This window comes from Larkinella fluvii (genome assembly GCF_051857545.1).
Lineage (GTDB): Bacteria > Bacteroidota > Bacteroidia > Cytophagales > Spirosomataceae > Larkinella.
This window is the reverse complement of record NZ_JBPZHB010000004.1, coordinates 465,577-478,680: the sequence shown is the minus strand read 5'-3', so window position 1 is coordinate 478,680 and position 13,104 is coordinate 465,577. Positions and strand designations below refer to the sequence as shown.

Below are 13,104 nucleotides of genomic sequence, written 5' to 3'. Positions count from 1 at the left end.
TAAACGATTTCTGATTAACCAGACATTCTTATGGCGAAAGCACCAGAGGCCGAAGTAGCGACCTTAAAAGAATTTATTGAGGCCAGTGGCATCTCCGCCACGGCCGATGACCGCGGATTTTATTACACCATTCAGGCTCCGGGTTCGGGCGAAAAACCAACCGTTCGCTCCAATGTGACCGTGAATTATGAGGGCTCGCTGACCAACGGCAAAGTTTTTGACAGCAATAAAAACATCAGTTTTGGCCTGTATCAGCTTATTCTGGGCTGGCAGGAAGGCATTCCGCTGATAGCACCGGGTGGCAGTATTACGCTGTATTTGCCCCCAAGTCTGGCCTATGGTTCACGCGCGCAGGGCGGCATTCCGGCCAACTCCATTCTGATTTTCAAGATTGATCTGATCCGGATTAATTAAATTAAAAGGGAATATTAAATGTAAAATGAGTAATGATGAATGTAAAAGTAGCCGGGCGCTGTTCACTTTTACATTCATCATTACTCATTTTACATTTAATATTCCCTTAGCAACTCCTTCTTACAGGATCAACTTGGAAGGATTGATTCCCACCAGTTCGATGTCGAAGATCAGTTCTTCGCCTGCCAGCGGATGGTTGGCGTCCAGCGTTACCGACGTGGCCGTCACATTCCGAACCACCACCGGAACCGCCTGCGGGTTACCGTCCTGATGCATGTTGAGGGTTAATCCAATTTCCAGCTCAATATCGTCCGGTATCAACGAGCGGTCAAATTCGAAAATCATATCTTCGCTCGACGGACCGTAGGCATCTTCCACCGGAATCCGAACGGTTTTTGCCTGCCCTATCTCCATTCCTTTTACGCCTTCGTCGAAACCCCGGATGACCATGCCGCTTCCTACCTGAAACTGCAATGGCGACCGGCCACTGGAGGAATCAAACACGGTACCATCGTTTTTTCTGCCGGTATAGTGCACTTGCACCGTATCCCCAGCCTTTGCTTCTGCCATAATACGAGTTGAATTGTGTAGCGGCAAAACTACCCAAACCCGCCGAAAGTCAGGCACAATTTGCCGATTATTTGAGCCAATGTTCTTCGGGGTTGATGAATGATGAGCGATGAATGATGCCAGAAATCCGTCAACAACCCATCATTCATCATCCATCATTATTCTCAATAAGCCCTTGCAAAGACTACCCGTTGCTTCGACGGTTTTCCACTGTAAATACAGGTTCCTTCTTCCAGCTCAGCATCCAGCGGAATACAGCGGATGGTAGCTTTGGTTTCTTCCTTGATGGCTTCTTCAGTCTCGGAGGTGCCGTCCCAATGGGCCATCAGAAAACCGCCTTTTTCGATTTGTTCTTTAAATGCCTCATACGTATCGACCCGGAACGTATGCTCCTGCCGGAACTGCGCGGCTTTGTTGTATATGTTTACCTGAATCTCTTCCAGCAGATTCTGGATGTGCGCCACCAGGCCGTCGGCCGAAATGGTTTCTTTCGTTTTCAGATCCCGCCGGGCAATTTCAACGGTATTATTTTCAAAGTCCCGCATCCCCATCGCCAGCCGAACGGGCACCCCCCGTAGTTCGTATTCGGCGAATTTCCAGCCCGGTTTGTTGGCATCACTGGTATCGTATTTCACCGAAATGCCGGCCTTCTTCAGTTCCTTGATCAGCGGGTTAATTTTTTCCGATAACTGCGTCAATTGCTCGTCATTGCGGAAAATGGGAATAATCACCACCTGAATCGGGGCCAGCTTGGGTGGCAATACCAGGCCATCGTCGTCGGAATGCGCCATAATCAGGGCGCCCATCAACCGGGTGCTGACGCCCCAGGAAGTTCCCCAGACGTAATCCTGCTGGTTGTCTTTGGTCAGAAATTTCACATCGAAAGCTTTGGCAAAATTCTGCCCCAGAAAGTGGGATGTTCCCGCCTGCAGGGCCTTACCGTCCTGCATCATGGCCTCGATACAAAGCGTATCGTCGGCCCCGGCAAACCGTTCGTTGGCGGTTTTGGTCCCCCGGATCACCGGCATCGCCATCCATTCTTCCGCAAACGTGGCGTAGACGTTCAGCATTTGGGTTGTTTCTTCCATCGCTTCCTTGGCCGTCGAATGGGCGGTGTGCCCCTCCTGCCAGAGAAATTCGGACGTCCGCAGAAAAATCCGGGTTCGCATTTCCCAGCGAACGACATTGGCCCACTGGTTGATCAGCAGCGGCAGGTCCCGGTATGACTGAATCCAGTTTTTATACGAACTCCAGATGACGGTTTCCGACGTAGGACGCACGATCAGTTCCTCTTCCAGTTTGGCTTCCGGATCCACGATGACCCCGGAGCCATCTTCCGCATTTTTCAGTCGGTAGTGGGTCACCACGGCACATTCTTTCGCGAAACCTTCTACGTGAGAGGCTTCTTTACTCAGAAACGATTTTGGAATAAACAACGGGAAATAGGCATTGCTGTGGCCGGTTTCCTTAAACATATCGTCCAAAGCCCGCTGCATTTTTTCCCAAATCGAAAAACCGTACGGTTTGATCACCATACAGCCACGAACCGCCGAATTTTCGGCCAGGTCCGCTCTTTTAATTAACTCGTTATACCACTCGGAATAATTCTCGGAACGCGAAGGAATTGCTTTTGCCATGGGTAACTAAAATATTTTTTGATCACGGTTAAACCCTACGGTACAAATGTGGGTCTAATGTTATGAGAAGCTTGCAAAGATAGGTTTTTCTCCTATATTTGTAATCAAACAGCTTATTTGTAATCAATTTGCCAGGTTCTGCGTTTTAGCAATATAATCGGTCCCTAAAACCTTTTATCAAAACAACACCATGAAAGTGCTTCATACCTTCAAATACCTGAGTTTACTGGCCGTGGTTGGCTTCTGGGGCTGTAGCTCCACGAAACAAACCGCCCAGAACGCGGGCGAATTTGATGACCTATACGGGTCTTCCTCCGATGCGGCCGTCATATCATCGCCCCAAAAAGAGAAACGACTGGCAAGTCGTCAATCGACCCAACGGTTTAACAACGGTACGTTAAACTCCGACCCGGAGTACTATAACGAGCAGACTGCCGCTCAGTATTCTGACGATGAGTACTATAGCGAAGTTTCGGCCCGCAAGGTAACCCGGGGCATTTCACCCGATCCAGGCTGGAATACCGATAACGCCTATACCGACGGATTCTCCAACGGCTACAACATGGCCATGATGAATTCAGGCTGGAATCGCTGGGGCTGGAACAGTCCTTTTTACGGTGGTTTGAGCCTGGGCATTGGCATGGGAATGATGTCACCCTGGGGTTTCAACCGGTTTTACAGCCCGTTCTATAGTCCATTTGGCTATAGCCCATTCGGCTTTGGTGGTGGGTATGCTTATAGTCCTTTTGGCTACGGTGGTGGTTTCTATGATTCGTTTTACTCCCCGTTCGGCTATGGCTACAACAACTTCTACAGTCCATACGGTTTTGGTGGATACGGACGTAATGTGCTTGTCGTAAACAATTACAATAACATTGGAGCCAGCCGCAATGCTACGTACGGAGCCCGTGGAGGATCGAGCCGCGATCGCTACAACGGAGATTTCGTCAACACCCCCCGGAGTTACAACAATAACAACGGCGGTCGTCGGTCCGGTGAGTTGAACGCAGCGAACAACAACACCTACTACAGCCGTCCGAACACGTCAGGTTCTACCAACAATGGTACCTACGGTGCCGGTCGTGCCAACAGTCGGGGCAGTGATTATTACTACGGAGGATCCAGCACCAGTGGCCGGGCCAGTGCCAACAATGCTGCCACGCCGAGCTACAGTGCTCCGAGCAACTCGGACTACTACGCAGCACCACGTTCCAACAGCCGGGGCAGCTATACGCCTTCCCCTTCGTCTTCGGTAAACAGCGGATCACGGTACAGTGCGCCCCAGCAAAGCCGAAGCTATCAGGCACCAACCCGGAGCTATCAGTCTGCTCCGACCCGGTCCTATGAAGCACCGACACAACGGAGTTACAGCCCGCCTTCACAACCCAGCTACAGCGCTCCCAGTGGTGGTGGTGGCAGCCGGGGCGGATCAAGCGGTGGCGGTGGTGGCTACTCAGGTGGTGGCGGATCACGGGGTCCCCGGTAATTTCGAGCTCTTTCAACACGGTTAGCCGTGGCTATAGAAAATAAAAAGCCCGTCGATGTTACAATCGACGGGCTTTTTCGTTGTATAATCGTGACGAAATCGTAACCTATAGGTATTTTTTACCGTTGTTTTTAAACCAAACGGCTCCAGAATGCATCTATAGTTACAAATAGATTTACATACAAGTCCGGAACCTGTTTTCACTTTTAGCACACAACCTTTATGAAAAATAGCATCTGCATCGTGGGCTTGCTCCTGTACGCAGGCACAGCCTGGAGCCAGGCTGATATTTACGCCGGTGACGCGTTTCGGTATTCAGAAGTAACGCAAACCGGAACCGCCCGGATGCGAGGTTTGGGAGGCAATCACGTCAGCATTGGTGGTGATGCCAGTTCGACCTTCGGCAATCCGGCTGGTCTGGGTTTCTATAACCGTTCCGAAATCACGTTTAGCCCTTCATTCAACATTCTGAATGCCCAGTCGACCTACATCGGCACGCAAACCACCAATACCAAAACGACGCCAAATATCAGCCAATTCGGGGTGGTATTGGCCGGTAACAAACAAAATGAAAACCGGCGCTGGCGCCGGACTGCGCTGGGAATTACCTACAACCGTCAGGTGAGCTTGAGCAATAGTTTTGAATTTCAGGCGCGTAACAACCGCAGTTCTATTGTCGATTCGTACATTGTCGATGCCAATAACCGAAACCTGACCGGTGACCAGATCAACAATCAATACAACCAAAATACCAACGAAGCCAACTTTGCCTCAGCGGCTGCCTATCAGCTTTTTTTGATCAACGGGACGCCTTCTTCTACCAACCCGAATCAATCCGGCCCACCCTATTTCCGCTACGATGCCACTGCGCCAACCCAGCAACTAAACACGTTCACCTCAACAGGGGCTAATTCGCAGTGGACGATTGGATACGCCGGGAACTTGGACGATAAGCTGTACATCGGTGCTTCCCTGGGACTCAGCCGCCTGCGGTACGATTTCGAAAATGTATACCGGGAAACCGTTGTCGGCGGTGCCGTACTGGATAATTACAGCCAGATTGATAATTTCAGCGTTACGGGGAATGGCATCAATTTCTCATTGGGTTTGATTTACAAACCGGATCGCAACCTGCAACTGGGGGCCGCATTGACCACACCAACTTTTACCAGCGTCAAAGAATCGTTTGAGCAAACGCTCAGGGCCGTTGCCCGGGACCCAAACCTTCCCCTGGAACGAAATGAGGTTTTTGTCGTACCCAATAATTTTGATTACTCTTTAACCACACCCTTCCGCGCATCCGGTGGATTGACGTACTTTCTAGGTTCGGGAAAAATTGGGTTCATCACGGCATCTGCTGATTATGTAGGCTATTCCGGAATGCGCGTCACCACCAATGTGTACGATGCGCAGGACAACAATGCCTTTAAAAACGATGTTCGAAGAGAGGTTCAGAATACCTATCAGAATGTGGTGAATTTACGGGCTGGTGCCGAAATCCGGGCGGGCTTGCTCCGTATCCGGGGTGGGGTTGCCTACCTGCCTGATCCGTATAAAGTGCAATTAAATAACATCGATCGCAGCCGGTTGCTGGTATCCGGTGGGCTTGGTTTCCGCACCGATCGCTTCTTTTTGGACGGTAGTGCCACCTACAATACCTTTAAATCGGCCTATACCCCATATACACTGCCCAACACATCGGATTTTGCATCGGCCCAGATTGACTCGAAGCTGACGACAATTACCCTGACGGCCGGCGTGTTTTTTTAAAAACAGAAATGTAATCATGGAAAAAGCTTCCTGCTGTCGGGAAGCTTTTTTCGTTTGTAGTCATCTCCATTTTTTAGGTATTTCCCGTTGGTAACACTTTTTTAACAGCCCAATTAATCACATCCGGAACAATTTTAGCCTGCTGGAGTTAAGTAGTATAATTAGCCTTACTGAGTAGCTGGTGCAGAGAATAGGAATAAACAACTGGCTACAAATCCAAGTAATCGATCACATTACTATTCTTTTGTACCTTTTGAAAAAGCCTTTTACTACCACTTCTGAAACAGATCTGATTGAGGGCCTTAAATCTCACAGTCGGATTGCTTTCAGTGAACTGTATGACCGCTATGCCGCAACGCTGCTCGGTGTGATTACCAAAATTGTCAAGAACGAAACGGAAGCCGAAGATTTGTTGCAGGATACCTTCGTCAAAGTGTGGAAAAATATACACCGGCATGATCCGGCAAAAGGGCGGCTCTTCACCTGGTTGCTCAATGTTACCCGAAACACCGCGTTAGATTATCTCCGGGCTAACAAAAAAGCCCCGCAGATTGAAATTCCACTGGATGGTTATTTGCCGGGTATGAGCGCGACACTGAATAACGTTGGCTATATCGGATTCAGTGACGCTGTGAACACCACGCTGGAACCAAAACACTGGCAAATTATCGAACTGGTCTACTTTCAGGGATACACCCAGCAGGAAGTGTCTGAACACCTCAACTTACCCCTGGGAACTGTTAAAACCTGGACTCGCCTGGCCCTTATTCAGCTTCGTCAAACATTCCGTCGGGATCAGTTCGCCTTTCAATAGCTTACAGAGACACGCCGTCATTTTCCTGAAGTTGCAGTTCCGGTTTTTTAGCCATTTCTTTCAGTTCTTCCAGTTTTTTCTTGCCGTACGCAAACCGGGTAATCGTCACAAACAAAACCGGCACGAAGAAGATTGCAAGTGATGTTGCCGCTAGCATTCCACCAAAAACCGTCCAGCCGATGGTTTTCCGCGCCACGGCACCTGCCCCGCTGGCAAAAACCAACGGCAACACGCCCAGAATAAAAGCTAGCGAAGTCATGATAATCGGGCGAAGCCGCAACTTGACCGCTTCAAGCGTTGCCTCCAGCAAATCCACCCCTTTATCGACGCGCTCCTTCGCAAATTCCACAATCAGAATGGCATTCTTAGCCGCCAGACCAATCAGGGTAATCAATCCGATTTGCGCATACACGTTGTTACTCAGGTACGGAATCAGCGTCAAGGTTAGGATAGCACCAAAGGCACCAACCGGAACCGACAACAGAACGGCAAAAGGAACCGACCAACTTTCGTAGAGTGCGGCCAGGAATAAAAATACAAAGAGGATGGACAATCCAAAGATATAAACCGTGCTGGACCCGGAGCTGATTTCTTCCCGACTCAACCCGGAAAAGTCGTAGCCATAGCCCGCCGGAAGTACTTTATCGGCCACCTCACGCAGCGCATCGATCGCCTGACCACTACTGTATCCCGGTTTGGGGCTGCCATTAATTTCAACCGAACGGAACAGGTTGTAGTGGGAAATCAGGGGCGCATTTTCAATCACCTGCGTTTTGATAACCGTGCTGAGGGGTACCATAGCCCCGGAGCGATTACGAACGAAATACCTGTTTAGTTGTTGAATATCAGCCCGGTAGGCCGTGTCGGCCTGTGCCACGACCCGGAATTTCCGACCGTAAACGATGAAGTCATTGACGTAAATACTCCCCAGATAGGTCTGCATGGTGGTATACACCTCATTGACGTTGATACCCAGCTTCTTGCATTTTTCCCGATCCACATCGACCCGGAAAGCGGGTGTTTTGGACGTAAAGTAGGTAAAAGCCCGCGCAATTTCCGGCCGCTTGTTGGCTTCGGCAACGAACGTCTGCACCACTTTATCAAACGCCCGCACATCGTCGGTACTCTCACGCTGCTCGATTTCGAAGGTAAACCCGGCGGTTTGCCCTAAACCGGGAATGGCTGGCGGCTGAATCACCACCACACTCGCTTCCTTGATGGGCGCAAACGCCCGCTGCAACTTGGCAACAACCGAGTCGATTTGCACCGATTTGTCCTGTCGTTCATCCCACGGTTTCAGTTTCGTAAACACCGTACCACTGTTCGACTTGCTGGCGAAGGTAACGGCGTTCAAACCGCCCAGGGCGGCAAAATGGTCGATATACGGTTGCGTTTTCAGCGTTTCCATAATCTTGTTGAGCACTTCAAGACTACGGGATGTGGAAGCGGCTTCCGGAATTTCGTAGGTAATGATGACCCGACCTTCGTCTTCGGTAGGAATAAAACCGGTCGGTTTGTTTTTGAACAAAAAGCCGGTTCCGACAAACAGGCAGGCCAGCACGACCAGCACCAGGGGCGTGGCTTTGATCAACCGGTTTACACCACTGCTGTACGAACTGCTCGTCCGCTCAAACCAGTTGTTAAACCGGAAGAAGAGCCAGTTCAATCCTTTCGACTTCTCCGTTATCTCGGTCGGTTTCAACATCAGGGCGCACAGGGCCGGCGTCAGCGAAAGGGCCACAAAGGCCGAAAGCAGAACCGAAACCGCAATGGTAATGGCAAATTGCTGGTAAAGCCGTCCAACAATACCGGGAATGAATCCCACCGGCACAAAAACAGCCGCCAGAATCAGGGCGATGGCGACGACGGGACCGGAAATATCGCGCATGGCTTTTCGGGTCGCTTCTTTTGCGGAGATTCGCTCATGATCGATGTAATGCTGCACCGCTTCCACCACCACGATGGCATCATCGACGACAATCCCGATGGCCAACACAAAACCAAACATGGTTAGGGTGTTGATCGTAAAACCGAGCGGAATGAAGAAGGCAAACGTACCCAGAATCGAAACCGGAATTGCCAGAACCGGAATCAGGGTTGCCCGCCAGTTCTGAAGAAACAGGAACACGACGATGATTACCAAAGCCAATGCTTCCAACAGGGTTTCGACTACCTCATCGACGGAAACCTGAACCACGGAAACCGACTCGAAAGGCACCACATAATCGACGTCTTTCGGAAACGATTTTTTCAATTCCTCCATGGCCGCATACACACCCTCTGCCGTAGAAAGGGCATTGCTACCCGGTAATTGATACAGCAAAAGATAGGACGCCCGGTTGCCATCGACGAAGGAATTGCTGACGTAACTGAACTTTCCTAACTGCACGCGGGCCACGTCTTTCAGGTACACGATAGACCCGGTTTCGGGCTTGCTGCGCACGACGATGTTCCGAAAATCCTCTTCCTTGCTCAATCGGCTGTTCGTAAAAACCGTGTACTCGAACGCTTGGGAAGATTGCTGTGGCGGTGCGCCGATCGACCCGGCTGCAACCTGAAGGTTTTGTTCCTGCAAGGCCGCCACCACATCGGCGGGCGTCATGCCCAACTGTGCGATTTTATCCGGCTGTAACCAGATCCGCATACTGAAGTCATCCGCACGGGAGAAAATATCACCGACCCCTTCCACCCGCAGCAGCGCATCCCGGATGAAAATATTGGCGTAGTTATCCAGAAAAGAAACACCGTGGGTTTTGTTGGGCGAATAAATCGCGACCAGCATGAACAAACTCGGATTTCGCTTGCGAACCGTCAAACCGAGACGCGTTACTTCCGAAGGCAATTGCGGCTGGGCAATGCCGACCCGGTTTTGGACGTCGAGCGCGGCAATATTCACATCCGTTCCGACGTCGAACGTTACGTTCATCGTCATCCGGCCGTCACTGGTGCTGTTGCTTTGCAGATACAGCATGTTGGGCGTCCCGTTGACCTGTGTTTCGATGGGTGTCGCCACGGTTTGCTCCACTGTCTGGGCATCGGCACCAGTGTAGGTTCCGGTCACCTGCACCACCGGGGGCGTAATATCCGGATACTGTCCGATCGGCAGATTCAGTATCGCCAGGATTCCCAGCAAAACAATGACAATGGAAATAACGATGGCCATTACGGGCCGGTTGATGAACGTATTGGCAAACATGTTTTAAAGCTGATTAACGGGTTTGACCGGTTGTTGAAGAGGGTGCCGTGGGTGCCTGCGCAACCGCTGTGGAATCGCCTACAACTTTGACAACCGCCCCTTCCCGCAGTTTCTGAATTCCTTCTGTCACAATTTTATCACCTGCACGAATTCCATCTTTGACAACGATGTTGGCTCCAATGCGGTTGCCCAGCGAAACTTTTCGTTGGGAGACCTTGCTGCTGTCGCCGACCACATACACAAAATACTCGCTCATCTGCTCCGTCACGGCTTTGTACGGAATCAGCAGCCGCTGGCCCGATTCACTGTTCAAAACACGGATATTGCCGTTCATGCCCGATTTCAGCAGTTTCTGTTTGTTGGGAAAAAACAAGCGCACTTTCAGGGTTCCGGTCTGCGGATCGATGGCCCGGTCGATGATCCCGATTTTCCCCGAAGCCTGATAAGGGGTTCCATCGGGCAAGACAAAAACAAAGGTCGAGTCGGTAATCTTCCGGTTTTGAAAACGCACGAAGCGGGCAATCTCGGTTTCATCGACCGAAATATCGACGGCAATCGGATCATCGGACGAAATGGTGTTCAGCAGGGTTTGTCCCGGCGAAACGGCGGCTCCCAGTTTCACCTGCGAAATACCGATGGTTCCGGTCAGGGGCGCTTTGATGGTCGAATAATTCAGGTTGGTAGCAACCCGAGAGACATTGGCCCGGGCGGCTGCCACCTGCATTTTAGCCGATTCAAGGGCGGCTTCGGCATTGTCGACCACCTGCCGGGCAATAGCGTCTTCTTTGGCCAGCGTGTTGTAGCGGTCCGCATCTTTCTGCGCCCGGTTCAGGTTGGCCAGTGCCACATTGACGTTGGCAACGGCTTCATCGTAATTCGCCTGGTATTGCTGTTTATCGATTTCATAGAGTTTTTGCCCCCGCGTAACGACCTGCCCTTCCGTAAAGAAAACTCCGGTAATGTACCCCGTAATCTGCGGGTAGATTTCCACCTGATTCAGGGGCGTTACCGTTGCCGGATACTCGTCGTAATAGGTGGCGGTTCCCTGACTGGCGACGGCCACGGCAACCGCTGTTGGTGGAGGTGGCCCCTGCTGGGCTTGTTTTTTATCGCCCCCGCAGGCCGTCAAAAAAACCAGCAAAACAACGGGCATGGAAAGCTTGAGTAAGCGACGGTTCATTCGTAATGATAGATAAAGACTGCGTTTCATATTTTCTGATTACTAATTCGGCACCGTGCCCAACGCCCGCTGAACATCCAGTTTACTGACCAATACCTGATACAAAGCATTGAAATATGTCAGTTGGGTGGTTCGAAGATCGTTTTGGGCGATGATCACATCCAGATAGGCCCGAACGCCCGAACGGTATTGCAACTGAATCACCCGGTAGACGTCGTTGGCCAGATCGAGGTTTTCCTGCAACGCCCGGTAATTGGCCAGATTACCTTTGTAATTCGCCATCGCCTGTCGATATTCCGTGGTGACGGTGTTTGAGAGATTGGTCAGATCCCACTGGGAACGCTGAAGCTGCAATTCGGCAATCCGGGATTCCTGCACCCGTCGACCACCCTGGAAAATCGGCAGGGCGATGGTCAGTCCGATGAGTGAATTCGGGAAATTTCGGCTGTACAACTGGGCAAACTCGCTGTTCTGAAACACGAAATTGTAGTTGGCCGAGGCCGAAACCGACGGCAGATACGCCCAACGGTTATACAATACGTTGGCTTTCAGCAACTCCTGCTGGGTCCGCAGCAATTGAAACTCAATCCGGCTTTCGGGTTTGATCAGTTGAGTTGTGTCGATGTAGACTTCATTGGCGAGTTGCAGCGTATCGTAAGTCACTTTTAAATCGCCGTTGGGCGGATAACCCATCAACTGCTTCAAAAGCTGGGCTTTCCCGCCGATTTGTTCCTGCGCCTGTTTGCGCTGCGCCCGTGAATTGTTCAGCGCAATGGCCGCCCGTTTGTAGTCCGTCCGATCTACCAAACCGCTCTTGTACTGATTCGTGGCGTCCTGCAAACTCCGCTCCAGCCGAACAATGTCACCGTCCAGAATATCCACCTGCTTTTGGGTCAGGATCAGATCGTAAAAGGCTTTGCTGACGTTGACGGTTACATCGATCTTGTTATTGATCAGATTCTGGCGGGCCTGATCACGGTAGGTATCGGCGGTGCGGCTGGCCAGCAACACATCCCGGTTAAAGAGATTCTGGCTGAGAGAAAACTGGATGTTCGAGAGATTGGCAACGCCCACGGTGACGGGAACCCGTTCGGGAGAGGTTGGATTACTGAAATTAGGGAAAAGTGAAACGGGCAATTTGAGATACCGCTGCAGGCTGTAATTCCCTGAAATCTGCGGCAACCAGCTTGACAACGCACTGCGAATTGTTCGCTCGGCGATCAACTGATCCAGTTCAGATTGCTTGATAACCGGCTGATGCTGCAGGGCATACTGAATACAGCTTTCCAGCGTAGCCTGTTGTAATGTAGAATCAGTGGATGGTTGCGAATACGAAAGATAAGTCCCAAAACAAAGCAGGCAGGCAATCAGGTACTTTTTCGCTACGATCATATCAATATACGGCGCATTTTACCATTTAAAACCGCACTGGGGCAGTGCAAACTGTATAGAATACACATTGACGGTTTTAAATGGTTCCTGGAACCGGAAAAGATTATTGAACCGCCCGTTGCCTGTTAAGTTTATAAATACCCTTCAATCTGGTTACTTAGTTCTTCTACAGCGATTTCTCCGGGAACAATTAAATCTGCCTGGGTATAATAAATCCGGCGGTCGTTATATTTCTGACGCAAATTTTCGAGTAAGGTAGGGTCCTGTCGGCTGAAAAGCGGACGGTCGTCCTGAGCGTGCCGTAACATGCGGTCGAGCAGGTGTTCCGGCGGAACATCCAGAAAAATACTGAATCCATTCGCTTTGATAAAAGCCATATTCTCGTGAAAACAGGGCATTCCGCCCCCCGTTGCCACGACCAGCCGGCTGTTGGGCTGAATCGTGTGCAAAACCCGGCTTTCGACTTCCCGAAAATAGGATTCTCCGTCGCTGCGGAAAATGGCGTTGATACTCCGTCCTTTTTCTTCCCGAACAACCAGTTTATCCGTATCGACGAACCGGTAGGCTAAATGCCGGGCCAGCCGTTTTCCGAGGGTGCTTTTTCCCGACGACGGCATTCCGACCAAAAAGATATTTTTCATTGAA

10 protein-coding genes are annotated in these 13,104 nt (G+C 50.8%); 4 read left to right on the top strand and 6 right to left on the bottom strand.

Annotation, left to right across the window (positions count from 1 at the left end; all coding sequences use genetic code 11):
- Positions 1 to 30 precede the first annotated feature (30 nt).
- The gene (locus tag ACS5NO_RS12430; protein ID WP_114409586.1) at positions 31 to 414 is read left to right on the top strand and encodes an FKBP-type peptidyl-prolyl cis-trans isomerase; all 384 of its coding nucleotides are present in this window, start codon (positions 31 to 33) and stop codon (positions 412 to 414) included.
- 120 nt (positions 415 to 534) lie between these two features.
- Here ACS5NO_RS12430 and ACS5NO_RS12425 read toward each other — a convergent pair whose 3' ends face one another.
- Positions 535 to 984, bottom strand: a complete 450-nt coding sequence (locus tag ACS5NO_RS12425) for an FKBP-type peptidyl-prolyl cis-trans isomerase (protein ID WP_114409587.1) — start codon at positions 982 to 984, stop codon at positions 535 to 537.
- A 164-nt stretch (positions 985 to 1,148) separates the two neighbouring features.
- Positions 1,149 to 2,621, bottom strand: a complete 1,473-nt coding sequence (proS, locus tag ACS5NO_RS12420; protein WP_439415442.1) for a proline--tRNA ligase — start codon at positions 2,619 to 2,621, stop codon at positions 1,149 to 1,151.
- 190 nt (positions 2,622 to 2,811) lie between these two features.
- On the opposite strand from proS, the gene ACS5NO_RS12415 reads away from it, so the two are divergent.
- From ACS5NO_RS12415 to ACS5NO_RS12405, 3 genes are all read left to right on the top strand, one after another.
- Positions 2,812 to 4,107, top strand: coding sequence for a pilus assembly protein (locus ACS5NO_RS12415; protein ID WP_439415441.1), 1,296 nt, complete (start codon positions 2,812 to 2,814; stop codon positions 4,105 to 4,107).
- A 222-nt stretch (positions 4,108 to 4,329) separates the two neighbouring features.
- Positions 4,330 to 5,877: a hypothetical protein gene (locus tag ACS5NO_RS12410; protein WP_439415440.1), complete on the top strand. Its 1,548-nt coding sequence runs from the start codon at positions 4,330 to 4,332 to the stop codon at positions 5,875 to 5,877.
- 181 nt (positions 5,878 to 6,058) lie between these two features.
- The gene (locus tag ACS5NO_RS12405; RefSeq protein ID WP_439415439.1) at positions 6,059 to 6,691 is read left to right on the top strand and encodes an RNA polymerase sigma factor; all 633 of its coding nucleotides are present in this window, start codon (positions 6,059 to 6,061) and stop codon (positions 6,689 to 6,691) included.
- Between the two features lies 1 nt (position 6,692).
- Here ACS5NO_RS12405 and ACS5NO_RS12400 read toward each other — a convergent pair whose 3' ends face one another.
- The 4 genes from ACS5NO_RS12400 to ACS5NO_RS12385 form a co-directional block, all read right to left on the bottom strand.
- Positions 6,693 to 9,887, bottom strand: a complete 3,195-nt coding sequence (locus ACS5NO_RS12400) for an efflux RND transporter permease subunit (protein WP_439415438.1) — start codon at positions 9,885 to 9,887, stop codon at positions 6,693 to 6,695.
- Between the two features lie 13 nt (positions 9,888 to 9,900).
- Positions 9,901 to 11,067 carry an efflux RND transporter periplasmic adaptor subunit gene (locus tag ACS5NO_RS12395; protein WP_439415437.1) on the bottom strand — a complete coding sequence of 389 codons (1,167 nt, stop codon included), beginning with the start codon at positions 11,065 to 11,067 and terminating at the stop codon, positions 9,901 to 9,903.
- Between the two features lie 42 nt (positions 11,068 to 11,109).
- Complete coding sequence (locus tag ACS5NO_RS12390) at positions 11,110 to 12,459, bottom strand: TolC family protein (RefSeq protein WP_439415436.1); 1,350 nt, start codon at positions 12,457 to 12,459, stop codon at positions 11,110 to 11,112.
- Between the two features lie 131 nt (positions 12,460 to 12,590).
- Entirely contained in the window at positions 12,591 to 13,100 is a 510-nt protein-coding gene (locus ACS5NO_RS12385) for a shikimate kinase (RefSeq protein ID WP_439415435.1), read from the bottom strand.
- Positions 13,101 to 13,104: the final 4 nt, after the last annotated feature.

Excerpts from the sequence above, each read along its gene's own strand:
- ACS5NO_RS12430 (WP_114409586.1), top strand. The coding sequence starts at position 31 with ATGGCGAAAGCACCAGAGGCCGAAGTAGCGACCTTAAAAGAATTTATT.
- ACS5NO_RS12425 (WP_114409587.1), bottom strand. The coding sequence starts at position 984 with ATGGCAGAAGCAAAGGCTGGGGATACGGTGCAAGTGCACTATACCGGC.
- proS (WP_439415442.1), bottom strand. The coding sequence starts at position 2,621 with ATGGCAAAAGCAATTCCTTCGCGTTCCGAGAATTATTCCGAGTGGTAT.
- ACS5NO_RS12415 (WP_439415441.1), top strand. The coding sequence starts at position 2,812 with ATGAAAGTGCTTCATACCTTCAAATACCTGAGTTTACTGGCCGTGGTT.
- ACS5NO_RS12410 (WP_439415440.1), top strand. The coding sequence starts at position 4,330 with ATGAAAAATAGCATCTGCATCGTGGGCTTGCTCCTGTACGCAGGCACA.
- ACS5NO_RS12400 (WP_439415438.1), bottom strand. The coding sequence starts at position 9,887 with ATGTTTGCCAATACGTTCATCAACCGGCCCGTAATGGCCATCGTTATT.
- ACS5NO_RS12395 (WP_439415437.1), bottom strand. The coding sequence starts at position 11,067 with ATGAACCGTCGCTTACTCAAGCTTTCCATGCCCGTTGTTTTGCTGGTT.
- ACS5NO_RS12390 (WP_439415436.1), bottom strand. The coding sequence starts at position 12,459 with ATGATCGTAGCGAAAAAGTACCTGATTGCCTGCCTGCTTTGTTTTGGG.
- ACS5NO_RS12385 (WP_439415435.1), bottom strand. The coding sequence starts at position 13,100 with ATGAAAAATATCTTTTTGGTCGGAATGCCGTCGTCGGGAAAAAGCACC.